This is a genomic window from Heliorestis convoluta (assembly GCF_009649955.1).
GTDB lineage: Bacteria > Bacillota > Desulfitobacteriia > Heliobacteriales > Heliobacteriaceae > Heliorestis > Heliorestis convoluta.
Map to the genome: position 1 here is coordinate 455,869 of NZ_CP045875.1, position 24,707 is coordinate 480,575.

Sequence of the window (24,707 nt, forward strand, 5' to 3'; positions counted from 1 at the left end):
AATGAGAATCCCACTGGATTCCCATTCACAAAGTTTTATGTATTACCTATTAGCATTCGCACTTAAAACAGGTTAACAATCTGTGTTCCTATCTGATTCACAATACCTGCAAAGAAAAAGGCACTGAAAATGGTCAATCCAGCAATAAAAATCGCTACTTTTATGCCAAACTCCTTAAAAAGCACGGCAAACACCGCAAGGCAAGGTACATAAAATAAAGCTACAACAGAGCCTACCAGCAACTGTAAGGTGGTTAAGTCCATCTCCAAAAGAGGCAATACACCCAGTTCCCGGCGAATGATACCCAGAACCAGAGCAAGGCTCGCTTCTTGCGGTAACCCTAGCCAACCACTGACAAGGGGCTTAATAAATTCACCAAAAGACTCTAAGGCGCCTGTCTCAACCATCAAAGCGGCCAAAGCAATCCCAAAAAACAGAGGCACTTGTGCGTCTACCATGAAGTTCTTCGTACGCAACCAGATCTTCCGCGTAACAGCTTTGCCATCAGGCAATAACAGGTTCGGTATCTCCAGTAGCATCGGATCGATTTTCCCTGGGATCAATCGTCCCATAATGTTACCGGCTACAATCAACGTGAACAGAGAGATGGCAAACATCATAAGCAATACTGTAATCGACCGCTCCCCTAACAAAGCGACAAAAGCACCGGTCTGAGAAGCGCAAGGGATGGCCAATGACACAAGGGTTGCAACGATGATTCGCTCTTTATATGTCGTCGCCGCTCTCGTTCCCAAAATAGCCGGGGCTGCGCAACCATAACCCATAAACAAAGGAACAATGTTGCCACCTTGTAAACCCATACTACGTAACGTTCGATCTAAAAGCACGCCTAACCGAGGCATGTAACCACTGTCTTCAAGAAAAGCCAACACTATGTAAAACAAAAAGATATAAGGCAAAATAAGAGCAAAAGGCCATTCGACCATCTTAACGAGAACACCATATTCACCGACTAACAGATTAAAGACAAGGCCTTCCGTTACAAAAAGAGAGACAAAGGCCTTGATAGCAGGCACGATAATATCGTGGGTTACAGGTAAGAAAAAAACAGCGCGCAAGGCTTTACCGCCACCGACGACAAGACCAAGGGCTATTAATAGAACAAGAAAAGCGATGGGCAAACCGGGCATGGGTAAAAGCATCCAATCTCCCAAACGCTCTTGAAAAGTAGGATGACGATGATCGACACGCTGTACTTTTTCAGCGATACGACCAATTTCTTTCCATCGCTCTTCTTGGGGAATTACCCCTGGCTGACATGACTTTAACTCTCTACTGGCGACTTTAAGAATCTGGTCTAGAACTTCTTTCAAGCCAATATTTCGAATGGCTATCATCGGCAAAACAGGCGCACCTAGTTCGCGAGATAGAGCTTCCGTATCAATGGTAATACCCTGACGTTCTGCCACATCCATGAAGTTAACGGCAAAGACGATAGGAATGGAACACTGCTGTAATTGTAAAGCCAAATTCAAGTTGCGTTCTAAGTTCGTACCGTCTAATACACAGAGAACAACGTGCGCTCCTTCACCCAACATCTCAATGGCTACTTCTTCTGCTGGTGATGTTGTTTCTAGGGAGTAGGTACCAGGCACATCAATAATAGAAATACTTTGACCTCGGTGCTCTGTCTTTCCACTGGTAAAACCAACGGTCGTACCTGTATAATTGGCCGATAGCACCTCTTTGTTCGTTAGTTTAGAAAAAATAACGCTTTTGCCTACGTTGGGATTCCCCATTAAGAGGACTCTGATTTCATCGGATCTTACTGGAACAACTGATTCATCTTGTGAATGGCAATCCACGGACATCACCTCTTTGGTAGATAAAGCTTCGTAGCGTAGAAACAGCGTAGCGCGAGAAAACCGGAACTAGTTCATCTCTCGTACTTCGATCTGATCGGCTAAATCTTTTGCAATGGCGATGTGTCGATTGCCAATTTTGATAACGATGGGCCCGCCGAGAGGCTGCTTGGAAAGCACCGATACAACAGCTCCCTGGCGCAATCCTAAGGACTTCAACAAGCTGACTTGAGGAAGACTTTCAATCTGACATAGGCTTTTTTGTTCTCTATCGTACAAGGGCATATCTTCATCCCCTTTCCTAATAAATGATGTTGAAATTCATTATTCAATACCTATGATACTCATTTTCATTTTATTGCCTTTTTTCGCGCCTGTAAAGATCTTTTTTTCAATAATGGACAAAAAAAGGATAAAAGAAAGAAGCCACAATTGCATAGGCATTGTGGCTTCTTTCTTTATTATATTTTACTTCACAATGGGCGCTAAAGCACGAAATTCTTCCGTGGCAGCTCTTTCTAAAAGATCGAAAAAGACGGACTCGCTGTTCCAGATTTCTGCACCTAATTCTTTCATCATGGCCAGCCCGTTCTGATAGTTAAGTGATTGACGAGAGCCAACAGCGTCACTGGGAATAATGACTCGATAGCCTTTTGACAAAAGATCGCGGACTGTTTGGAACACACAAACATGACATTCTGTTCCAACGACAATGATCTCTTGTCGTTCCCTGTTCCTTAATTCTAAAAGCAGTTCATCGTTACAAGCGCTAAAAGTAATTTTCTCTAGAACTTTTGCTGTGGGAAGTTCCTCTTTTACGGCTTCTACTGTTTCCCCAAGCCCTTTGGGGTACTGTTCTGTAATTAGAGCTGGTATGGACAATCGATTTGCCGTTTTCGACAGGATAGCAATGTTACGCAGAATCCCCTCTTTTTTATCGATGGCTGGCAACAATCTTGCTTGCACATCAATCACCAGTAGCAACGCTTTCTCCCGACTTAGGCGTTCATAAGGCATACAGTCACCCCAATCTTACCTTTTCACCGTCCCAATAATTATGAACTTATAATGGACGTTGATCTTTTTTCTTCAAGGAATTGTAAATTCCTGCTTAAGACAGTGAAAAAGTAAAAAAAAGAAAGACCTTTTACAAGGGCGATTGATTCGCAGCAATGTTTTCTGGTTCTATAAAAAAAGAAAGGATATACTGTTGGATTTCTTGATGCTTCAGTATAAACATATGACCTGATAAGTCGCGATGAAAAAAACGACCGCCTGGGATCACATAGCCTTCTGTCAATGGTTCACCTTGATCATTAAAAAGGCAAGCTGTAAATGTAGGGACAACAACATCGCTTTTCGTAGAAAAAGTAGCCACTCGAAGACCTTCTGCTTGCAATGCTTCAATCATCTCTCTCTTTGCTTCTACAAATTCTGGAGAGTCTCGAAACTCCCAGAGCAACTGTTTAACGACAGGCGCAGAAAAAATATGACCACCGAACTCTAGAATTCGCATTACGAAGGCAGGAAGAGGTACATTCGAGCCAAGCAGTGGGGAGTTTAAGGTAATGACACCTTCTATCCGCTCCCGATTCTCTTGACTTGTCTTACTTACAAAATCAAGAGCAATTCTTCCACCGAGGCTATGACCTACCAGTAAAAACTGCGCTTCAGGGTGAACACGAGAAAACTCACTGATCATCCATTCTAGAGATTGAACGCTTACTTGAATGGGTTGCCCTGTGTCTCTAGGGTTATACTTGCGAGGATACCACTGATCTTGACGAATTTGCCCTCCTAAATAACTATATTGAAGAAGACGATCGTCATAGTAACGATATCCTACCCTGGTTAATGCTTTTCGAATCTCATGAAAACCCATATTGTTAAAACGACTGCCATCAGAATAGCAACCCAGACCATTTAGAAAGACAATGTAAAGATTCTCTTGTCCCTTCATCTGTTGAGGGTCCATGCTTTCAAATTCCTCTTGAACGGGCAAGTCTCTATCGTAATAGGGAAAGCCTTCCCAATAGAGCAACAGCACCAGAGGAAGTAAAAAAATTAGAAAGATAGACGCTTTTTTCATAGTCCTAGTTTTCAGAGAAGCATCAAGACCTATACTTGCGTCTTGATGGCTAATTTTCTCCAAAAAAACAAAGACCTTCTTTCCTTGAAGAAAAAAGGTCTTTTCGTAAGGCTTATATTTTTCAATTCCCCACCAAAGGAAAGAGCCTCATTATGAACGACTTTAGGCTCGCAAAGCCTTTCCTCTTTCTAGTTGCTATCAAGAAGAACTATCGGAGTCAAATGTTTTCTGCAGCAACACGGCACCACCGTAAAAAAAGATAAAAGCCATAACGCCCATGATGACATAAAACCACATCATCATAGCCAGTTCCCGTAAAGGCTCATCATCAAGTAAGATTTCTTCACCACGCATCTCTGCTTCCATGAGCACTTCTTCTGTAATTCCAAGCTCTTCCTTCACTTCATCTAAAGAACCAAGGACTTGGAAGCCGGCAAAAAAGCCCCATAGAAGAAGTATAAATCCTATTGTTTTTAAGATTTTGGGCGCCCATTGTTTCAACTTTTACACCTCCAGCCTTGATTTATTCGTCAAAAGTAAGCTATTCCCTGCTTGGCTGGGGGCATTATTTTAGTGACACTGGGAGGACGGCTTGCGGACGCTGAATTAAAGTCTTGACTATATAGTACGAAAATAGCTACTTTGTGGTAGGGTCAGGCGTTATGAATTCCTTCCGAACGGACTCATCCCACGCCATAAGCGGCAGCAAGCTGCCGATGGCTGAGGTCTGAAGTCCTCTCTCCAGGAAGTCATAACGCCTGACCCAGATACATCTTGCTGGTTGTGACTGCGTTTTGGCCTATTGCAAATACAATAGCCAGTTGCGTATACATAGCAAGCAAATAGTTACGCAAAGCAATGCCAACGGGAGTAACAATCAGCAAAAACTCTCTAGGACTGGGCATCACGCTTTCCGCAGCGGGACTTGGGACCTCAGCTGTCGCCAGCTTGCTGGCGGTAACAGCGTGGGACCAGTCCAGAGCGGAGGAAAGCGTGATGACCAGGCCCCTCTATGAAGTAACCCCAACATAATCAGGAAAAGTTATTTTCATCAGTGGTTGTGCCCGGACGGGCATGGGGGGTTCGTATGAAATGACACAGCAGAACCTTTCCCTCAGTGTTTTAGGTGGCAAACAAAACGTCCCTTTGGTTGCCTTTTACTTTGGTTGCCTTTTACAGCTTGTCCCAGTCTAGTGTGTCTTCGTTGCTCTCTTCGTAGAGTTCTTTTGCTGCTTCTAAAAAGGACATGATTTTTTTCTTGCTGAACCAAGGGTGGTTGATCTGGTAGGGTCTGCTGTTATATTTGCTGTAGATGTGGATGGTGATGTCGTCATCGTCGCTGTCGTCGTATTCAATGAAGTCGATGTCTTCGTACAGGATCATGAAGGTGGAGTCTCTGTTTTCTAGGGCGCTGCAGTATAGGGCTTTGTCTGTGAAGGCGAAGCCGGCTTTTCCTTTGTTAGAGAGGGATGTGTCTAAGAGTCCGATGATGTCGGAGCTGGAGACTTGTCCTTTGCAGATTTTTTCCCGTCCGTTGGAGGCTACGGTGCTTGGAAGTTGGCGATCGTAGGCTGTGTGGGCCATGCCAGCTCGTAGGATGATGCCTTGGCGGCATGTTTCCATGAATCGTTGGCTGAGTTTTTCTTTTCGTTCTTGCGATGTTCTTTGCACAGTTTTTTGCTCCTTTTGGCTTATGTTGTGTTGATGGTGGGCGGCTTTGATTTATTGCGCGTTCAGCATTTTTATGTATTGATTGCCTTGTTCTAAGACTTGGTTTGTTGCTTCGTCAAGTTCTCCGTTTTCTCTAAGTAAGGATGTGTCTAAGATTGATTTGATGAGTAGGGCCAGTTGGACGCATTGGTAGATGTTTTCTTGTTCTTTTTGGCTGTAGTTGTTCCAGTCTTGGCCTTTTGTTGCGACTGTTTCTTTCATTTTGGCTACGTGAGGGATGAGGTAGCGGTCTAGTTTTTGGAGGAGTTGGGTGATTTGGTTGGCCCGGGTGTAGATGCTTTTTAGGGCGATGGCAATGTTGCGGGCTTGGGCTTTGAAGGCTTTGGCTTTGTCCTGGTTGCTGTAGGCGTCGTTGAGGGCTTTTTTGGATTGGCTGGAAAGGATGGCGCCGCCGACTGCGAGGGCTGGTCCTACGACGAGTCCGCCAAGGACGGCCATGCCGCCTGCCATGCCCAGGCCGCCGGCACTTAAGGCGCCTCCACCGAGCCAGGCTAGTGTGGCTTTGGTGGCGGCGGCTCCCGATAGGGTGCCTAGGGCTGTTTTGGTGGTGGCTGTTACGATAAGACCGCCTAGGCCTGTTTTGACGACGCTGTAGGTTCCAAAGGCCAATAGGGCGCCGGAGCCTACGGAGCGAGGCCGTTGATAGCGATTTCTTTGGCTTGATAGGTTGCTTCTTGTAATTGTTTGAAACTTTCACTGGAGGGATCGAAGTTTCTGAGTTCGTCGATGCCGGCGCTGTTTTTGGGGTTTATGTTTTTGATTTGGGAGTAGGTTGTTACGAAGTCGTCGATGGAGGTGGTGAGTAAGCGGATTTTTTCTTGTCCTAGTTCTTCGATGGCGCCGCGTGTTTTTTCTTTGGCTAGTTCGATGAAGGCTTCTGCTTCTTGGGCTATGTTCTGGGCTCGTTCGTTGATGTTTTGGGCTTCGTTCATGTTCTTTTTGGCGTCGATGCCGTCTTTGATGCCTTTGGCGGCGGCTACGGCGGCAATACCTCCTAAGATGACGGGGATTAGGGGAAATGGCATGGGGATCCCTTCTTTCATTCTTATAGTAGGAAAGCAATGGGACAGTGCTTAAAAGTCTAGGGCTTTGCTTTTGTCTTGCATGAAGTTGTCAAAGTCGTTGAAGTTTTTGAATTGTAGGGTTTGTCCCATTTCTAGGGCAATTTTGTTCAGACCTAGGGTGAATTGGTCGAGGTTGGCGCTTTCGATGGCTTCGTCGATGATGGTGAAGGATTCTTGGAAGAGGGCTTGGCGGTTTTGGTAGAATTGGTTAATCTGTTTGTTGAGTTCTTGCCCTTGTTGGGTCATTGATTCGATGGCGGCTGTGGCGATGGCGTGGATTTTTTGGCGGCGCTGGGCTGATAGTTTTTCTTCTTGTAGGATTTGCAGGGAGGCGCTGTAGAGCATAGAGCTGGTCATGTAGCCGACCATGGCACCGACGGTTGTGCCGATACCAGGTAGAATAACGGTGCCGATGGCGGCGCCCCAGCTGGCGGCCATCATGCCGGTTCCTTTTTCGCCTAGTTCTTCGGCCAGTTGGAGGGCGTTGATTTCGCCGTTGGCGTAGCGGTAGAGGGATTTGCCGACTTGCACGGTGGCGGTGGCGATCATGGCGGGTAGGTTTGTTCGTGATAGGTTGACGAAGACACTTCTGCCGCTGGAGGCCATGAGGCCGCGTATGGCTGTGTCACTAGCACCGATGATATAGGCTGTTCCGCTGCCGGCGGCTGTGTCGATGGCTACGTCTTTGAGTGCGTGCTTGATCTCTTTTTCTCCTCTTAGGACGCAGACGACGTTGCGGGAGGTGGAGATGGCCGAGGAGATAACGGCACCGGCTTTTGCTTGTTCGAGGCCTGATTGGTGGGCTGTTTTTGCTACATATTTGAAAGTGGCTAGTTTGGGGTGTTCTCGTAGGAACATCGCTTCTTGGGAGGAAATGCCGCTGTCGGTAATGTCTTCGGCCACTTGTTGGTATTTTTGGGCTTCTTTTTCTAGGTGTTGGGCTTTTTCTAGATGGCCTTGTTGGCGAAGGTGCTGGGCTTGTCTTTGTAGGTTTTGGGCTTCTGCTTGTGCTGCTTTCTGGGCGAGTTCGTATTGCTCTGAAGGGACAAGGACTTTGTTGCCTCGGTATTTATCCCATTTTTTACTGGTTAGTTTTTTGACGAGGCCTTGGGCACTTTTTTCGATCTCTTCTTGGCTTTCGTATCGACCGATGAATTTCATTTGGGCGCTCCAGAGGGGTTCATTCTGTTGGAGTATGGGGTTGCCTTCTTGATCTACGGCGAGAATATCGTAGAGGCTGTGGTTGCCGAGGCCGACGTCGTTGGAGCGGCTGAAACGCTGGTCTTGTTGGTTGATGATGCTTTCGGCGTTTTTTTGGTTGACGTAGTGAATTTCTGCGGAAAAGCCGGCTTGTTGTTTTAGGTTTTGGTATTGATAGTCGGGGTGGACTTTGGATTGGGAGACTTGTTTGAGCCCTTTTTGAAGGATTTCGCCGGTTTCAGTGACGTTGCCTTGATAGCCTTTTATGTATTCGGCGGCGGCGTGGCCGAAGCGTTGTACATTTTCTGTTGTGGTGGCGCCGATGAGGGTGTCAGTGAGGTGGTTGGGGGGGTTAGGGGCCTTAGAGACGTTAGAGGCGTTGGCGGTAGGTTGGGATTTTTGTTTTTTGGGGCTGCTTGGGGTGTTTTTTTGATTGTGTTGGTGAAGTTGTTGGGACTTCTTTTTTTCTATAGACATAGCATCACCTACTAGATTGTATTATTTTCTCTTTTTATCTTACCATAGGAAAAGCGCTTTTTTGTGAAAAAAGTTGTTTATGGTTTGGGTTTTGCTTGATGGAAAAAGGGGTGCTTTTACAAAAAAGAGCTGATATACTGCTTAAAATACAAATTATTGAAGAGATTATTGATAGGAACAAAGGAGATGGGTAAATTACGATGACAACTCTTATTACAGGTGGTGCTGGCTATATTGGCAGTCACACGGCTTTAGCCCTCCGGGATGCTGGTCAAGATGTTGTGATTCTTGATGATATTAGTACAGGCTTTCATCAACTGCTCCCATCGGGTGTGCCTTTTATTGAAGGAGATATTGGGGATAGTACGCTTTTGCAAGAAGTATTTCAAAGTTACGGCATAAATAGTGTTATGCACTTTGCTGCTCGCAGTCTCGTAGGAGAATCAATGCAAGAGCCGGGCACCTATTTTCTGGCAAATACAGCCAAAACAGCAACGTTGCTGCAGACAATGGCTCAAGTAGGCGTAAAGTATTTTATTCTATCTTCTACAGCGGCTGTTTATGGCGAACCAAGGGCTCTTCCTATCGATGAAAATCATCCCCTTCAACCTACCAATCCCTACGGACTTTCTAAAAAACTTATCGAAGACATGCTTCCCTGGTTTGAAAAAGCACAGGGCCTACAATGGATCTCCCTTCGCTACTTTAACGCGGCTGGCGCTGATTCCCAAGGGAGAAGCGGCGAAATGCACGATCCCGAAACGCATCTAATTCCCAATATTTTGAAAGTTGCATTGGGAGAAAAAGAAGCTCTGCAAATCTTTGGCAACGACTACCCGACGCCTGACGGCACTTGTATTCGCGACTATGTCCATGTTACCGACTTGGCAAAGGCTCACATGCAAGCTTTGGAGTACCTAAGAGCATCAGAAAAAAGCGGTTTTTCTAGAAATGACATATGCTCTGGACCCATGAACCTTGGCAGCAGCTCTGGTTATTCGGTCCTTGAAGTAATTGAAACGGCGCGCCGAGTCACCCAGCACCCCATCCCTCTTCAATGGAGTCCTCGCCGCCCTGGTGATCCTGCTGTTTTGGTCGCTTCTAATGAAAAAGCGAAAGAAGTCCTTCAGTGGCAACCTGAACATAATAACTTAGAAACGATTATTGAAACAGCTTGGCGCTTTGCTAGAAAGTAGGAGCTGCAATGGGGGCAATATAACTTGAGGAGGTGTTGCCCATTGAGTGAAGATAAGAAACCGACGATTGCGCCGGGTGATGAAGATGGTGCTTTGGATGCGGGGGCCCGTCGTCGTGAGAAGAAGAAGGGCGATTTTACGAAAGTGATCAGATTGTCCTGGGATGAGAATGAGTCGTAGCGGTATTTCTTCTTGGAAAGTGGCCGGGGCTTATATTGGTACCATTGTTGGGGCTGGTTTTGCTACGGGGCAAGAAGTTTTGCAGTTTTTTGTTTTCTTTGGAACGTCCGGCATTGTTGCGATTGCTTTGGTTACGCTTCTGTTTATGTTTTTTGGTTATGTTATCTTGGAGTTGGGCCAGCGCTTGCGAGCGGATTCTCACCGTGAGGTGATTCAGTATGCCGGTGGGCGCTGGCTGGGGACTTTGATTGATGGCGTGATTACTTTTTTTCTTTTTGGGGCTCTTACGGCAATGGCGGCAGGGGCCGGTGCTGTTTTTAGTGAGCAGTTTGGCCTTTCTTCTTATCTCGGGAGTTTGTTGTTGTTGGGGCTGACTCTGGCCGTTGTGATGGTCGGAATTTCTGCGGTAATTTCGGCAATTAGTTATTTGGTGCCTTTGCTTTTGCTTTCGCTTCTGGGCATTTTTATAGCGACTTTGTGGTTTCATCCTGTGGACTGGGCTGTTGTGGGGCAAGCTACGGATCCGCGGCAGGCGCCTGTGCCTTTTTGGCCTTTGTCGGCGATTAACTATGTTTCTTATAATCTGGTTCTGGCTGTGGCTGTTCTTGCGCCCATGGGGAAGCATGTGCTTGATCGATCGACCTTACGGCAAGGCGCATTTTGGGGCGGATTGGGCCTGGGCGTTGGTTCGCTAGCTATTTTTTTGACTGTGATTTCCTATCTTCCAGGTATTCTTGCTTATGAAGTGCCTATGGCTTTTATTGCAGCGCAGTTTACGCCTTTTGTGCAGATTGCCTATAGTATTATATTGCTTTTGCAGATTTTCACGACGGCTGTGGGGAGTCTTTTTGGCTTTGCGAGCCGTTTGACGAGTCAGGAAAGTCCTAGTTTTCGTTGGATCTTGCTTGGTACGGTAGCTGGCGCTTTTGTGGCGGGCCAGTTTGGTTTTACCAATTTGATTCGGATTCTTTATCCGGCTGTTGGTTATGCTGGTCTTTTGATGCTGGCTGGTCTTCTTTTGGGTTATGGCCGGGAACGGTGGGTTTTGCTTCAGCCGGCTTTTCGGCGGAAGGATTGAAGGTTGGAAATTGGTGAAAAAAGGGGACGGTTCTGCTCTGTCGTTTTTTATGACAAAGTCAGAAACCGTCCCTTTGTGTTAGTTGAAATAGGACTGCTTTGGTATTTATTTCAAAGGTCCCCTAGAAGCTCTTCTACCTGCGCTGCTGTTAGGTTGTCGGCGCTGATCCTAGGGATTTCTAAGGTGTTGGTTTGGTTTTTGATGACGTAGCTGCCGTTGCTTGTAAATCCAAATTGGTAACTCGTATGTTGAGCCGCTTCTACTACCTTTTGGTTATATATGCCAAAGGGATAGGAAATGGCGTGAACCCTTTTGTTGATATGTTGATTCATATGAAATCTTATGTAATGGCGAGCTCGAAAGAAATCGACATGAAGTTCTTCTTCTGTCATTGTAACGAGTCGTGCTTGCCCATTGTCAAAGTAATGGGCGTCATAGCTGTGGGACTGAATCTCGACGAGATTTGTCGCTTCTAGTTCGTTAATCTGTTCCCAGCTCAGTTTGGGAATGGCATCGGGTACTTCTTTGTCGATCTGGTCGACGATGATGAATTGTGTGGAAGGATAGTTATATTGCTGGAGCAAGGGGAAGGCTTTTTCATAAAAAGAAGCATAGCCATCATCAAAGGTGATAAGTACTGATTTGGAAGGGAGTGCAAAGTCGTCCTCCTCAATCCAACGGCAAAAGTCTTTAAAGTGAATGATATTACAATGGTTGTTTTGTAAGACTCTAAGGTGTTCTTCAAAATCATGGGGATGAATGGTGGAGCATGATTGCATTGTTTCAGAAAGATGGTGGTAGGCTAGGATAAGTACCTTTTCTTGTTCCACTTCTATCTCTATTTCTTGAGAGAAAGCACTTGGGGTTTTTGTTACGGTGAATAAAGGTACTGTAAGTAGAAGTGCTATGGCTTGGCGTCTATTCATTTTTCACACGCTTTCTTGAATGGGATTTTCCAAAGGCTAAAAAGCTTTTTGTAAGGAAATCAGTAGGTTTTATGACGGGAATTATTTGTTAGTTCTACGTATTTTAAGGCTTTTCCTTCTGGTGGATACGACAAGGGGACGGTTCTGCTCGGTCATTTTTCATGACCTAGTCAGAAACCGTCCCCTTGTGTTACGGCGATGCCTTTGATCAAGGGCACAGCTTGTCCCTTTAGGTTCCTAGGAGAACACCGTTCCTTTGTGTTTCTTACGTATACATATTATAGAGCATGTTCTATAATATGTATAAAGTTGTTTATTCTTGCTTCCTCTGTAGGTGAGAGAGGAGGAATCTTTTTTTATGTCAAAACCATCGGAGATGCCCCGCAAAGCGAAGGTTACAAAAGTTTTTATAGTGCTAAGCTGGCTCTTCCTTTCAATTTGGCTATTGGCATTGCTTCACACGAGCAATCAATCTAGCTTTTCCGTACTTACCCATGAACGAGAGGCCGCTTTATATCAGGTAAAGCAACAAGAAGCCATTCAATGGGCCCTCGCGAAAGCGGGTGGCTTTCATAATATAGAGCAAAAATTGATGCAACAATTTGGCATGATCTACAATCGTCCCACTGAAAATATATCGAGGGAGTTTGTAGCTCGTAAAATTGGTCATTTTTCCGTTTATTTTGTTTTTGGCTTTCTTTTGCGTCTAACGATAGGACGAATCGTATCGGGCAAGTTAGGCACTCCCATTGCAATCGGCATGTTGATAGCGATCACAGATGAGTATATTCAAAACTTTGATCCAGGCCGCTCGAGCTTAGTTGGAGATATCGTTGTTGATACTTTTGGTGTACTTCTTGGTGTTTTCTTAGCCCACGGGTTGTCCAAAGTCTATCATTGGGTTGATGTAAAGAAGGTCCTTGTCAGTAAAGACTCCTAGTAACTGGGTAGATGAAAAAGGTGTGGTGGCTTCGGCGTATCTATGTTAGCACTTTTGAAATATTTAAAACCCCATCGCCTCTCTATTGTACTTATCCTTATCTTAACGTTCATAAGTACCTTACTCGAATTGCTGTTGCCTACGTTGATGGCGAATGTTGTTGATGTGGGGATTGTGAATGGAGATATTCCTTATATTTTGAGAACCGGTGCGCTGATGATTGCTGTCTCGATTTTGGCGATTGCCTTTACGATTGCTGTTATTTACATAGCGGCGAAGGTTTCGCTGGAGTTTGGAAAAAGTGTTCGGCGAGATTTGTTTGTTCATATCGAGCATCTTTCGTTGGAGAGCTTTCATCAGATTGGACCGGCGTCGTTAATTACGAGAACGACCAATGACATCAAGCAAGTGCAAGATGTGTTAAATATGTTGCTGCGTATTATGACAAGAGCGCCTTTGATGCTAGTTGGAGGCATTGTTTTGGCGGTCACCAGAGAGGCCACTCTTTCTCTAATTTTCCTGGTGGCTTTGCCGCTTTTGATTCTTGTCATTTTTCTCATTGCCCGTAAGGCCATTCCTCTTTTTACGACGTTGCAGCAAAGGACAGACCGCTTGAATTTGGTGATTCGGGAAAGTTTAACAGGTGTTCGGGTCATTCGTGCTTTTAATAGGGTCGACGATGATAGGAAGCGGTTCGATGAGGCCAATGAGGCTTTTCGAGATACGGGGACCAAGGTGAATCAAATTCTCGCTTTTCTTTTCCCTATTATCTTGATCATCATGAATTTTACGAGTATTGCGATCATTTGGTTTGGTGCTGTTCGGATTGATCAGGGCTTGACACAGGTCGGGAATATGATGGCTTTTTTACAATATGCTATGTTGATTCTCATGTCTCTGATCATGTTGTCGATAACTTTTATTATGATTCCCCGAGCACAAGCTTCCGCGAAGCGCATTCAAGAAGTTCTAGAGTTTACAGCGGTGATTAGAGACCCTGAGGTAGAGACATCGGATAGAGGAAAAAAGGGTTGGGTGGAATTAAGAAAGGTCACTTTTCGCTATGCTGGAGCAGAGAGAGCTGCCCTTAGGAACATTTCCTTTGTTGCAAAGCCGGGAGAAACGACGGCGATTCTTGGTGGTACTGGCGCGGGAAAGTCGACTTTAGTCCAGCTGATCCTTCGTTTTTATGACCCCGAATCAGGGACGATTCTCATCAATGGTGTTGATACGAAGGAGATGACGCAAAAAAAGTTGCGACAAAAGATAGGCTATGTGCCGCAGAAAGTAGCTTTATTTGCTGGAACGATTGCAGAGAATATTCGCTTCGGAAAGCCGGAGGCAACCGATGAAGAAGTTCTCGAAGTGCTAGAAGTGGCCCAAGCGATTGATTTTGTCAATGAAAAAGAAAAGGGCATCTATAGCATGGTTCAACCAGCCGGTGGGAATTTGTCGGGTGGTCAAAAGCAGCGGCTGTCCATTGCTCGTGCTCTCCTTCGTAAGCCTGAGATCTATATTTTTGATGACACTTTTTCTGCACTCGATTACCAAACGGAGGCCAAGCTACGCAAAGCATTGAAAAGGTTTATTCAGGATAGGACCATTATTTATGTAGGGCAACAGATTCGTACGGTAAAAAAGGCTGATCAAATTGTTGTGTTAGAAAAAGGTGAAATCGCAGGCATAGGGACGCATGCAGAACTGTTGCGAGAAAATAAAGTTTATCAAGAAATTGTAGAGTCGCAGCATGAGAAGGAGGAAGGGACCTATAGGTAAGCCGAAAGTTGCGCAAAAAGGCAATGAGGCAAAAGCAGATGAAGTAATAGAAGAAGAAAAAGAAGGGGCTAGTAAAAAGGTAGATTTTAAGAAAACACTGTTGCGTCTAGCGGGCTACTTAAAGCCAGAGAGCAAGAAGTTAGTGGCTGTTGCGGTTTTTGCTCTTTTGTCTACCCTTTTTAATGTGCTCAGCCCTGTTATATTGGGAAGTGCTACGACATCGATTTTTGAAAGTGTGACAAGGGGCCTCCCCATTGATTTTACCTTTATCGGCCAAGTTGTAATGATCTTGGTGGTTCTTTACCTTTTTGCCTCCTTTTTTGCTTTTATACAACAATATTTAATGGCGGGCATTTCCCAGCGAACCGTCGCTACTTTACGAAGTGAGTTAAAAGGTAAGTTAACGCGGGTCCCCTTGCAATATTATGATCAGCATTCTACGGGCGATCTGTTGAGCCGCGCTGTTAATGATATTGATAACATCAACAATTCTTTGCAGCAAGGTTTGTCGCAAATCATTACCTCTTCTGTCACTGTCGTTGGCATTGTTGTAATGATGTTGCTGATTAGCCCTTTGTTAACGCTTGTTGTTTTTATCACGATTCCGCTCAGTTTGTTGGCTGTACGGTTCATTGCTTCTTATTCACAAAATTATTTTCGCAACCAGCAAAAGGAACTGGGGCATTTAAACGGCCATGTGGAAGAAATGTTTGGAGGTCATCCTATCGTCAAAGCTTTTGGCTATGAGGAGCAAGCGATTGAACGATTTGATGAAATGAATGAACGTCTCTATGAAGCTGGTTGGCGTGCTCAGTTTCTTTCTGGCATTATGATGCCTTTGGTCATTTTTATTGGAAATTTAGGCTTTGTCTTTGTGAGTATCGTTGGTGGCTTGATGGTCGTCAATGGCAGCATTTTAATCGGAAATGTGCAGGCTTTTATTCAATATACGCAACAAATTACGCAACCTATGGGGCAAATTGCCAGCATTGCGACGATGATTCAAAACGCCATCGCTTCTGCAGAACGGATTTTCTCTTTATTAGATGAAGCAGAGGAGAAAAAAGAAGAAGCTTCGGCCATTGATATCGAGGCGATTCGTGGGAATGTGTCCTTTCATCACCTAGGTTTTGGCTACGATGCTGATACCTTTACCGCTAGTGATGGCGATGGTTTGCTGATCAAAGATTTGCATCTAGATATCGAAGAGGGTCAAACGGTCGCAATTGTAGGTCCAACAGGAGCTGGAAAGACAACACTGATCAATTTGCTGATGCGTTTCTATGAGATCAATCGGGGACAATTGCGAATTGGTGGCGTCGATTCGACGAATTTGTCACGAGAACAAGTTCGAAGTATCTTTGCCATGGTGCTGCAGGATACGTGGCTTTTTAGCGGTACGATTCAAGAGAATATTGGCTATGGGAAAAAGAATGCAACCGTCGAGGAGATTCAAGCGGCGGCGCGGGCTGCCTATGCTGATGATTTTATTCGCGCCTTGCCTGATGGCTATAAGACGGTTCTCCAAGAAGAGGCATCGAATATTTCTCAAGGGCAAAAGCAGTTGTTAACGATTGCTCGGGCCATTATTGCTGATCCTAAAATTTTACTATTAGATGAAGCAACGAGCAGTGTCGATACACGAACAGAGCTTCAGATTCAGAAAGCGATGCAGCAATTGATGAAAAATCGGACTAGCTTTGTTATTGCTCATCGCCTTTCTACGATTAAAGATGCTGATGTTATTTTGGTGATGAATCAAGGGGATATTATTGAAAAAGGGACTCATCAAGAGCTTCTTGCTTTGAGAGGGTTTTATGCGGATTTGTATCAGAGTCAGTTTGCGGGGTGAACTGGCTTTATCCTTTATGGGCCTTCAGACTTTTCCTGATTACGTTGGGGTTACTTTGTGCAGGGGCCTGGGCATCACGCTTTCGTCCGCTCTGGACTGGTCCCACGCTGTTACCGCCAGCAAGCTGGCGACAGCTGAGGTCCCAAGTCCCGCTCCGGAAAGCGTGATGCCCAGGCCCAGATGGCTTTTTGCTGATTGTTACTTTCCGTCGGAATAGCTTGGCGAAACTTCCTGCTATACGCAACTACCTATTGTGTTTGCAAGGGGGGTTAATACGAAAATAGATTTTTCATCATTGGTTGTGCCCGGGCGGGCATGAGGGGTTAGTACGAAAATAGCATTTTCATCTTTGGTTGTGCCCAAGTGGGCATGGGGCCTTAGCACGAAAATAGGTAATTTGTGGTGGGGGCATGAGGAGTCAATACGATCTGTTGCAAAAAAAGATTGACAGGATTTATTCTGTGTGCTACAGTCAATTTGTTCAAAATATTAATATAACCTCTGTTAGGTGAGGCTCCTGTACAGAGATACGTTACTGCCCAGAAATGTCGAGAGACGCCAATGTGGTTAACAAAGAGGATCGGCCTAAGGTCCTCTTTAACGTAACCGGGCTTTTCAGCCCAGGCTGTACAGTGCCAAAGCTCAACGAGTGAGGTATGCATAACATAAGGTTGTCTGCGTAAGGATGGCAATCCTTCTTTTTTGCATTGCCCCTTTTTAATGATAGCACAAAGAGGCAGCAAAATTGAGACAATCTTATTTTTTCGTGAACGCATTTAAACCCTCACTTTTTCTGTGAGGGTTTAAATAGTATACAGTATATCTCAAGTTTCAAAATGACGTAATAATTCTTTGATTTCAGACAATGTTGTCATGACTAGTAGGAGGTGAGGACTTTATGAGTACCGAGTCAGACCCGGCGAGGACACTGTTCTATAACTTCATAGGAACGTCTCATAAAGTCCTCACGCCTATTACAGGATAGATGTAAGTTAGGACGAGACCTTCCTGCTCGAAAAAAGACAGGAGGGGTGATTTTGATGACAAAAGCGATTCCTTTTCACAGTCTTTCTTCTGCAGATCAGGATCGAGAAACTTTTCGTCACACTCACTTTACAGAAACCATTGATGCTACGAAGACAGCTGATACCTATGCCCCTGAATCTGTTGGCACCGTTATGCGCGACAACTTCTTGGCTGTGCCAGAAGAATTTACCGTAGCAGAAGCAACACAATTTTTGCGTCAAAATGAGATTGGTCAAAAAAGCAAGTACTATGTCTATGTTGTGGATTCATGGCAAGTACTAAAAGGCATCGTACCGATTCGTAATTTACTCACTGCTTCGGAAAATCAAAAGATTGCCGAGATTGCCTGTCCTGATGTGATCTCTGTGCATGTAAACGAAGACCGTGAAAAAGTTGCCCAGATCATTCAAAGTCGTGAGTTTCTCTCTGTGCCTGTTGTCAATGATCAAGGGAAGCTCCTTGGTATTATCAATACCAAAGATATTCTAGGCATTGTAGAAGCAGAGGCAACAGAAGATTTTCATAAAATGGCTTCCGTGAGTGCCTTAAAAACAAGTCTAAAAACAGCCAGTGTTTCACTGCTTTTTCAAAAAAGAGTCGGTTGGTTGCTTGTCTTAGTTTTTATGAACATCTTTTCTAGCACAGGCATTGCTTTTTATGAAGATACCATTGCTTCCATGGTTGCCCTTGTATTCTTTCTTCCTTTACTGATCGGAAGTAGCGGCAATGCTGGGTCCCAATCGGCAACGATGATGGTTCGTGCTCTCGCCACAGGCGATGTAAAGCTACGCGATTGGGCTAGTTTCTTAGGTAAAGAACTTGCTGTTTCTGGCTTACTTGGTCTGGCCATGGGTCTTGCTGTTGCTGGCATTGGTTTCTATCGTGGTGGTGCAGAAGTGGCTGTCGTTGTTGCCTTAACGATGCAGATTGTCGTTATTGTAGGTAGCCTAATTGGTATGTCTTTGCCCTTTGCTTTGAATAAACTCAAGTTTGATCCTGCTACGGCCAGCGGTCCTCTTGTTACTTCGATTGCTGATATTGCGGGCATCATGATCTACTTCTCCATTGCCACATGGTATCTTGGCTATGTTGGTATGATGTAGCAAAGGATGAGATTACAATATAAATCCCTGCCTTTTTACAAGGGCGGGTTTTTTCTTTTTTATAGCTTCTTTTTTCTCTAGTTTCAACATTCCTATGCCAATTCCCAGTTAAATCCCTTTTCTTATGCACTTTCAAGCAGGAGTCGATAGATTCAATGTCGAAAACTGCTATAAAGTCAAGGACGAGGGGGCATAGGACGATTTTATGAAAGATTTTAGCCGGCGCAAATTCCTCCTCTATGGAGGTCTTGCTGTTGTAACAGCTGGAACAGGCTTTGCCCTTGGAAAAGGCGCCTTTGCTTTTCAGGATCTAGGGGCCGTCAATCGCTCCAGAGCACCGGAACCAATTCCAGTGCAGTGGGATCATATAGTCTGGAACGGAAAGATTGTAGACGGTACAGGGGCGCCTCCTTATAGGGGTGCTGTAGCCATAGAAGGCGATCGAATTGTTGCTCTTTTTAGAGAAGAAAATGATTTCTTCCATAGCCTCCAGCTTTCTGATACGAGTGGTCATCAAGACAACACCGATTCTACGCAGTCTATGGCCGGTCTTCATAACGAAAGCTTTACTTTTATGGCGAATGAAAAGGAACCTTTTCTGTTGTCCCCTCATTGCAAGATCATCAACGCGGAAGGTCGATGTATAACGCCTGGCTTTATTGATGTACATAGTCACAACGAAAGATATCTGGGCACCAATCCGCAAGCTGAAATCAGGCTATTACAAGGCATAACAACCCAAATCGGTGGAAACTGTGGTAATTCAGTTCCTTCCATTGCCAAATTCCAAAAAGAGCTTGGACCTCTTGGCCTCAACTACAGTCAACTTGTAGGCTATCGAAATTTGCGAAATCTTGTCATTGGTGAAGAAGATCAGAAAGCCAGCCCCTCACAAATTGAAGCCATGGCTTCTCTATTGCGCGATGCCCTCTCTGCGGGTGCACCTGGCTTTTCTGTGGCCTTAGAATATTATCCGCAAACAGCGATAACGACAGAAGAGCTTGAGGTCTACGCAAGAGTCGTGAAAGAATTTGATAAAGTACTAGCAGTCCACCTGCGCAGTGAATCGGATCAGCTTCTAGAAGCTTTTGATGAAGTAATCACTGTAGCACGCAAAACCGATGTAGCAATCCAATACGGTCATGTCAAAGCACTTTTTGAAAGAAACTGGCATAAGCATAAACCTTTGATGGAGCGCTTCCATGGGGCGATTGCCGAAGGCATTGACCTGTGGGGCGATGTCTATGCTTACGATTTTTCATCTTGGGACTTTGGTAGCAATCGTGTATCCATATCAGAAGCCAATCTGATTGATACACTACAGCAAGAACGTATATTTGTAGGCAGTGATAGTGGCCTTTATGAAGATGGCCGCGTAAATCACCCTAGAGCTTTTGGCAACTTTCCTCGCATTCTTGCTCGCTATGTTCGAGAGAAAGAAGTCTTGTCTTTAGAAGAAGCCATTGCCAAAATGACCTCTCAGCCAGCCCAGCGCTTTCACTTCCACGATCGAGGCACCCTTGCTGTAGGAAAAAAAGCAGATTTGCTCGTTTTTGATCTAGAAAAAATTCAAGATCGTGCCACTCGTCAACAACCTGATTTGTTATCAGAAGGCATTGATTATCTTTTCGTCAACGGTGTAGAAGCAATCGCCGAGGGAATTCCTACAGGCGCACTAGCAGGGCAATGGCTATAAAGCCTATTCATCGTAAGCACGGTAGATGACAAAAGTAAAGTTAACAAAAGCCTCCCCCTTTCTTTGCTATAGAAAGGAGGAGGCTTTTTGTTACGGGCTCAACATTAATTCTTAAATTGCTTTAATAAATCTTGCAAATCATCAACTGATCGTACATTTTGTTCTGTTTTACCAGCAATAACACCGATGGCCAGCGTAATTTCATTGCTTTTATCGGCTATTTTTTCAATACTTGCTGTTCCATTGCCTGATGTTTGAGCAATTTCATTCATAGCTTGTGAGATATTATGAATGGACTGGTCGATCTCTTCAACTGTTTTGTTAAAATCCTCCATAAGTAGATTTGTTTTATTGCTATCTTGGTTGTATTGCTCGCTTACCTCAATGAGGCGCTGGTAATCGGCAAATACTTTTTCATCCATAAATTTCAATAGTTGTCCTGAGCTTGTAGAAAGTTCTTTAACCGATGCGTTCACAAGATCGACAATCCTTTGAATATCTGTAGCTGTTTCTGAAGATTCTTCAGCCAATTTGCGAATTTCATCAGCTACTACAGCAAAACCTTTGCCGGCCTCTCCAGCTCTTGCCGCTTCTATCGCTGCATTCAAAGCGAGTAGATTCGTTTGATTGGTAATCTCTAGAATAGCGCCTGTTAATTGATTAATCTGGCTTACTTTCTGCGCTTCTACCATGGCTTCTTCTACTTTTTTCTTTACAGTACTATGAATTTGGCGTGCTTCTGTCGTTGCTTGTTGAGTCTGCTGTTGCATGACTTCTGCTTTTTTACGAATCTCACTCGATAGATTGCTACCTTCACGAACTTGATCTTGCATAACATGAATAGAATGTTCCATCGTCTGTATGGTTGCTGTAACTTCTTCTGTAGCCGCTGCCGACTCTTGCATAACAGCTGATAACTCTAGCGTGGTTGAAGCTGTCTCTGACGTTTGCTCTTTCATCTGCTGTAACAATTGGTTGATAACAGATGCATTCTTTTCTACACCATCGGATAAGCCTCTTAACTGTCTGGTCATCATCTTCAATTGCTTTTGCGTCGTTAGAATCGCCCTAGCAATCGTTCCAACTTCATCTTTGCGGTTACCGATATCTTCAATTTCTTGATCTTCTTTGAGATCAAGTTGAGCCATCCGATCTATCATCGCTGTAACTTTCACAATCGGTGATGAAATTCTTTTCCCTACTAGGAAAGCGACGACAATACTAACTACAATGCCACCGACTGTTATAAAAAGCAAAAAGTATGTAAGACTGTTTAAGCCTGAAAAAACTTCGTTTTTGGGCGTTGTGATAACCAAAATGGCACCATTGGATAAATGTTCAAAGCTAGCAATTTTATCGATTGAATCAAAATGCCACTCTACCATGCCCACAGTTTCACTGAGAAACGTATCGCAGACAAATTGAAAATAGCCATCTGCAATCGTTGCAAAATTATGATCAAGCGTAAAATTTTCACTGACTAAAAAGTCTAAGTTTTTGTTAAGCATGAAGGCATCACCGGTCTCGTAAACATGAATACCTAAAACATGTTGACGAATGATTTGAAAATCAATCTCAATCCCTGCAAGTGCCACAAGTTTATAGTCTACGTAAATCGGACGAATAAACTGGATCACTTCTTGACCTGAGTATTTATCAACAAAAGAGTCACTCCATAGCCCTTTGCGATCTATGGCAGGCAAGTCATTGGCAAAAAAGGAAGCGTCAAAGTTTCGTTCCTCCGTAAAGTTCAGCACCGTTAATTGGTTGTCAATTCGAGTATATCCAATTCCATGGACCATTGAACCTGGTGTATGATCTGGCGCGAAGTAGACATAAGCATTGCGCAAACCTTCTGTATTCATACTGATTTCTCGGATCATTCCATCTAAGAGACCCAACCTTGAAGTAAGGTAGTCTGCATCCATCAATTGAGGCATACTCAAATTGACAAGAGTCATATTCGTAAGATCGTTGGCACTGCTTTCGGCTTCTTTGAAAATGTCATCAATGGTGCGGCTGTGATAGGCTGTTAGGTAGTACATCTTTTCTTCTGCTTCTGCATAAATGACATCCATACTTTTAAAGATAGCAATAGAACCGATCAGAACGGCAATAAGGGTGACACAAGAAGCGATTGCTACAATAATTTTTGTTTGTATTGATCGTAACAACGAATAAAGCTCCCTTCTCTACTTTCTCTACTTCCTATGCCTTTATTTTATAACATGTTAGATCTTTTTCATATTGAAAAATAATGACATTAGCTGGTCCGCCTATCCTGTATTAAAGTTACTAAGAGGGAACTGTTCAAGACGGGCTTCTCGGTACGTGATGTTATGAAAAAGAAATAAGCACAAATAGAAAAACCCTCTGCAAATTAACTGCAAAGGGTTTTTCTGATTCCTTATTATTCCCACTCGATGGTGCCAGGTGGCTTAGAGGTAATGTCATAGCAAACACGATTGATACCCTCGACTTCGTTAACAATACGCGAAGAAATTCTCTCCATGAGTTCATAGGGCAGTCGAGCCCAGTCGGCTGTCATAGCATCGTCAGAAGTAACAGCTCGTAAGATGGCAGGGTTGGCATAGGTACGCTCATCGCCCATGACGCCGACCGTCTTAACGGTAGTAGGCAGAACAACGAAAGACTGCCAGATCTGGCGGTAGAGACCTGCTTTTTTGATTTCTTGGAAGACGATATCATCGGCTAGACGAAGAGTGTCTAGGCTTTCTTTGGTCACAGCACCAAGAACGCGAATGGCCAATCCTGGACCTGGGAAAGGCTGACGCCAGACAATATCTTCAGGCAAACCAAGAGCTTGTCCTACAGCACGCACTTCGTCTTTAAAGAGAGCACGCAAAGGTTCGATTAACTCAAACTGCATATCTTCTGGAAGGCCACCAACGTTGTGGTGGGTCTTAATCGTCGCTGCTGTAGAAGTTCCGCTTTCTACCACATCTGGATAAAGGGTCCCTTGGACAAGGTAGTCAACTTTGCCCAGTTTGGTAGCTTCTTCTTCAAAAACACGAATAAATTCGTTGCCAATGCTTTTACGCTTTGTTTCTGGATCAGAAACGCCCGCAATTTTATTCAAAAACCTTTCAGAAGCTTCTACGAAAACAAGGTTCATACCGAGCTCTTCCCGGAAAGTCTTGACGACCCGTTCTGATTCGTTCAGACGCATAAAGCCGTGATCAACGTAGACACATGTCAACTTGTCGCCAACAGCACGATGGACAAGCAAAGCAGCAACAGAAGAGTCTACACCACCAGAAAGCGCACAAAGGACCTTACCATCGCCTACTTTATTGCGAATCAATTGCACTTGCTCTTCAATGAAGTTCTCCGTTGTCCAGTCGCCAGTGCAGTCACAAATATCAAAAAGAAAACGTCGTAACATGTCCATGCCTTGCGGTGTATGACGGACTTCTGGGTGAAATTGAACACCATAAAAACGGCGTTCGTTATGGCCAATGGCCGCAAAAGGCGCATGATCGGTCTTCCCAGTTACGACAAAACCCTCTGGGATGGCTTCTACTTTATCACCGTGGCTCATCCAACATTGAATATCACCATTGATCTCTGCAAAAAGACCTTCAGAAGCTGTGATCGTTAAATCGGCTTTACCGTATTCACGCTTTTCTGCTTTCGATACTTTGCCACCCAATTGATGAGTCATTAATTGCATACCGTAACAGATTCCGAAAATAGGAATACCTAGTTCATAAATGGCCCGATCAACGGTAGGAGCTTGTTCTGCGTAAACGCTAGAAGGCCCTCCCGAAAAAATAATGCCTTTGGGATTCATGGCTTGAATCTCTTCGATGGGCATATTATAGGGATGCATTTCACAGTATACTTGCAGTTCCCGTACCCTTCTGGCGATAAGCTGGTTGTACTGGCCACCAAAATCTAAGACCAGTACCGTTTCATGAGATTGTGTCAAATTTTTCGCTCCTCTCAATTCGGTAGAACTCTCTTGCTTTAACGTTCGTAGACTTCTCTCTTTAAGATAGCCACATAGGGAAAATGACGGTATTTTTCTGCGTAGTCCAAACCGTAGCCAACAACAAACTCATCAGGAATGACGAAGCCGTTGTAGTCAGGTTCAATGGGAATGGTACGACGGTTGGGCTTGTCCAAGATGGTACATACTTTCACGGATGCAGCGCCTCTTGATCTCAAGTTATCGAGCAGATAGTTAAGCGTCAGACCTGTATCTACGATATCTTCTACAATTAAGATATGACGATCTTCAACAGCCCTATCTAAGTCTTTCAAAATCCGAACAGCACCTGAAGACGTAGCACCTTGTCCGTAGCTGGAGACGGCCATGAAATCTATGGTAACAGGAATTTGAATGGCACGAATCAGGTCCGCCATAAAGACGAGAGCCCCTTTGAGGATACCTACTACCAATAAATCTTTTCCTTCATAATCCGCTGAGATCTGTGCGCCTAGTTCTTCAACCTTTTTTTGAATTTCTACTTCCGTAAGAAGGACTCGCTCAATTACTTGATCCATGAAAACGCCTTCCTTTCCTT

General features: G+C 44.4%; 21 protein-coding genes and 1 riboswitch. Of the genes, 8 read left to right on the forward strand and 13 right to left on the reverse strand.

The genetic code is table 11. The features are described 5' to 3' along the window. Positions 1-62: 62 nt before the first annotated feature. The 9 genes from FTV88_RS02025 to FTV88_RS02065 form a co-directional block, all read right to left on the reverse strand. Positions 63-1,826, reverse strand: coding sequence for a ferrous iron transporter B (locus FTV88_RS02025; RefSeq protein ID WP_243137266.1), 1,764 nt, complete (start codon positions 1,824-1,826; stop codon positions 63-65). 66 nt (positions 1,827-1,892) lie between these two features. Beyond that, positions 1,893-2,108, reverse strand: a complete 216-nt coding sequence (locus tag FTV88_RS02030) for a FeoA family protein (RefSeq protein WP_153724164.1) — start codon at positions 2,106-2,108, stop codon at positions 1,893-1,895. 183 nt (positions 2,109-2,291) lie between these two features. Beyond that, on the reverse strand, positions 2,292-2,840 hold the full coding sequence (locus FTV88_RS02035) for an isochorismatase family protein (protein WP_153724165.1): 549 nt from the start codon (positions 2,838-2,840) through the stop codon (positions 2,292-2,294). A 130-nt stretch (positions 2,841-2,970) separates the two neighbouring features. Then, complete coding sequence (locus FTV88_RS02040) at positions 2,971-3,975, reverse strand: serine aminopeptidase domain-containing protein (RefSeq protein WP_153724166.1); 1,005 nt, start codon at positions 3,973-3,975, stop codon at positions 2,971-2,973. A gap of 135 nt (positions 3,976-4,110) precedes the next feature. Further along, a complete protein-coding gene (locus tag FTV88_RS02045) occupies positions 4,111-4,413 on the reverse strand; it encodes a hypothetical protein (RefSeq protein WP_153724167.1) in 303 nt (100 codons plus the stop codon). 672 nt (positions 4,414-5,085) lie between these two features. Next, positions 5,086-5,583, reverse strand: coding sequence for a hypothetical protein (locus FTV88_RS02050; RefSeq protein WP_153724168.1), 498 nt, complete (start codon positions 5,581-5,583; stop codon positions 5,086-5,088). 51 nt (positions 5,584-5,634) lie between these two features. Further along, a complete protein-coding gene (locus FTV88_RS02055) occupies positions 5,635-6,252 on the reverse strand; it encodes a hypothetical protein (RefSeq protein ID WP_153724169.1) in 618 nt (205 codons plus the stop codon). 14 nt (positions 6,253-6,266) lie between these two features. Continuing rightward, entirely contained in the window at positions 6,267-6,668 is a 402-nt protein-coding gene (locus FTV88_RS02060) for a hypothetical protein (RefSeq protein ID WP_153724170.1), read from the reverse strand. A gap of 48 nt (positions 6,669-6,716) precedes the next feature. Continuing rightward, positions 6,717-8,384, reverse strand: coding sequence for a hypothetical protein (locus FTV88_RS02065; protein ID WP_153724171.1), 1,668 nt, complete (start codon positions 8,382-8,384; stop codon positions 6,717-6,719). A 200-nt stretch (positions 8,385-8,584) separates the two neighbouring features. Here FTV88_RS02065 and galE point away from each other — a divergent pair, with 200 nt between their 5' ends. From galE to FTV88_RS02075, 3 genes are read left to right on the forward strand one after another with little or no spacing between them, the layout of a single operon-like run. After that, positions 8,585-9,580, forward strand: coding sequence for a UDP-glucose 4-epimerase GalE (gene galE, locus FTV88_RS02070; protein ID WP_153724172.1), 996 nt, complete (start codon positions 8,585-8,587; stop codon positions 9,578-9,580). Between the two features lie 42 nt (positions 9,581-9,622). Beyond that, positions 9,623-9,760, forward strand: coding sequence for a hypothetical protein (locus FTV88_RS15530; protein WP_170285767.1), 138 nt, complete (start codon positions 9,623-9,625; stop codon positions 9,758-9,760). Continuing rightward, a complete protein-coding gene (locus FTV88_RS02075; protein WP_153726468.1) occupies positions 9,750-10,838 on the forward strand; it encodes a YkvI family membrane protein in 1,089 nt (362 codons plus the stop codon). The genes FTV88_RS15530 and FTV88_RS02075 overlap by 11 nt, the downstream gene beginning before the upstream one ends. Before the next feature lie 110 nt (positions 10,839-10,948). Here FTV88_RS02075 and FTV88_RS02080 read toward each other — a convergent pair whose 3' ends face one another. Then, positions 10,949-11,764, reverse strand: coding sequence for a polysaccharide deacetylase family protein (locus tag FTV88_RS02080; protein WP_153724173.1), 816 nt, complete (start codon positions 11,762-11,764; stop codon positions 10,949-10,951). Between the two features lie 358 nt (positions 11,765-12,122). Between FTV88_RS02080 and FTV88_RS02085 the strand changes: the two genes are divergently transcribed. The 5 genes from FTV88_RS02085 (at position 12,123) to FTV88_RS02105 (ending at position 20,157) form a co-directional block, all read left to right on the forward strand. Next, a complete protein-coding gene (locus FTV88_RS02085) occupies positions 12,123-12,704 on the forward strand; it encodes a VanZ family protein (protein ID WP_153724174.1) in 582 nt (193 codons plus the stop codon). Positions 12,705-12,746: 42 nt separating this feature from the next. After that, positions 12,747-14,480, forward strand: coding sequence for an ABC transporter ATP-binding protein (locus tag FTV88_RS02090; protein WP_153724175.1), 1,734 nt, complete (start codon positions 12,747-12,749; stop codon positions 14,478-14,480). Then, a complete protein-coding gene (locus FTV88_RS02095; protein WP_153724176.1) occupies positions 14,452-16,332 on the forward strand; it encodes an ABC transporter ATP-binding protein in 1,881 nt (626 codons plus the stop codon). The genes FTV88_RS02090 and FTV88_RS02095 overlap by 29 nt, the downstream gene beginning before the upstream one ends. Positions 16,333-16,825: 493 nt before the next feature. Then, a riboswitch (M-box (ykoK) riboswitch) is annotated at positions 16,826-16,992 on the forward strand. 380 nt (positions 16,993-17,372) lie between these two features. Beyond that, the gene (gene mgtE / locus FTV88_RS02100; protein WP_153724177.1) at positions 17,373-18,461 is read left to right on the forward strand and encodes a magnesium transporter; all 1,089 of its coding nucleotides are present in this window, start codon (positions 17,373-17,375) and stop codon (positions 18,459-18,461) included. A 205-nt stretch (positions 18,462-18,666) separates the two neighbouring features. Next, on the forward strand, positions 18,667-20,157 hold the full coding sequence (locus FTV88_RS02105; protein ID WP_153724178.1) for an N-acyl-D-amino-acid deacylase family protein: 1,491 nt from the start codon (positions 18,667-18,669) through the stop codon (positions 20,155-20,157). A gap of 104 nt (positions 20,158-20,261) precedes the next feature. On the opposite strand, the gene FTV88_RS02110 is transcribed toward FTV88_RS02105, so the two are convergent. From FTV88_RS02110 to hpt, 3 genes are all read right to left on the reverse strand, one after another. Beyond that, positions 20,262-22,331, reverse strand: coding sequence for a methyl-accepting chemotaxis protein (locus FTV88_RS02110; RefSeq protein ID WP_153724179.1), 2,070 nt, complete (start codon positions 22,329-22,331; stop codon positions 20,262-20,264). A gap of 236 nt (positions 22,332-22,567) precedes the next feature. Beyond that, positions 22,568-24,109 (reverse strand): glutamine-hydrolyzing GMP synthase, encoded by a 1,542-nt coding sequence (gene guaA / locus FTV88_RS02115; RefSeq protein ID WP_153724180.1) that lies wholly within the window; start codon positions 24,107-24,109, stop codon positions 22,568-22,570. A gap of 38 nt (positions 24,110-24,147) precedes the next feature. Further along, a complete protein-coding gene (hpt, locus tag FTV88_RS02120) occupies positions 24,148-24,687 on the reverse strand; it encodes a hypoxanthine phosphoribosyltransferase (RefSeq protein ID WP_153724181.1) in 540 nt (179 codons plus the stop codon). Between the last annotated feature and the right edge of the window lie 20 nt (positions 24,688-24,707).

Excerpts from the sequence above, each read along its gene's own strand:
- FTV88_RS02030 (WP_153724164.1), bottom strand. The coding sequence starts at position 2,108 with ATGCCCTTGTACGATAGAGAACAAAAAAGCCTATGTCAGATTGAAAGT.
- FTV88_RS02035 (WP_153724165.1), bottom strand. The coding sequence starts at position 2,840 with ATGCCTTATGAACGCCTAAGTCGGGAGAAAGCGTTGCTACTGGTGATT.
- FTV88_RS02060 (WP_153724170.1), bottom strand. The coding sequence starts at position 6,668 with ATGCCATTTCCCCTAATCCCCGTCATCTTAGGAGGTATTGCCGCCGTA.
- FTV88_RS02065 (WP_153724171.1), bottom strand. The coding sequence starts at position 8,384 with ATGTCTATAGAAAAAAAGAAGTCCCAACAACTTCACCAACACAATCAA.
- galE (WP_153724172.1), top strand. The coding sequence starts at position 8,585 with ATGACAACTCTTATTACAGGTGGTGCTGGCTATATTGGCAGTCACACG.
- FTV88_RS02075 (WP_153726468.1), top strand. The coding sequence starts at position 9,750 with ATGAGTCGTAGCGGTATTTCTTCTTGGAAAGTGGCCGGGGCTTATATT.
- FTV88_RS02080 (WP_153724173.1), bottom strand. The coding sequence starts at position 11,764 with ATGAATAGACGCCAAGCCATAGCACTTCTACTTACAGTACCTTTATTC.
- FTV88_RS02085 (WP_153724174.1), top strand. The coding sequence starts at position 12,123 with ATGTCAAAACCATCGGAGATGCCCCGCAAAGCGAAGGTTACAAAAGTT.
- FTV88_RS02090 (WP_153724175.1), top strand. The coding sequence starts at position 12,747 with ATGTTAGCACTTTTGAAATATTTAAAACCCCATCGCCTCTCTATTGTA.
- FTV88_RS02095 (WP_153724176.1), top strand. The coding sequence starts at position 14,452 with ATGAGAAGGAGGAAGGGACCTATAGGTAAGCCGAAAGTTGCGCAAAAA.
- mgtE (WP_153724177.1), top strand. The coding sequence starts at position 17,373 with ATGACAAAAGCGATTCCTTTTCACAGTCTTTCTTCTGCAGATCAGGAT.
- FTV88_RS02105 (WP_153724178.1), top strand. The coding sequence starts at position 18,667 with ATGAAAGATTTTAGCCGGCGCAAATTCCTCCTCTATGGAGGTCTTGCT.
- hpt (WP_153724181.1), bottom strand. The coding sequence starts at position 24,687 with ATGGATCAAGTAATTGAGCGAGTCCTTCTTACGGAAGTAGAAATTCAA.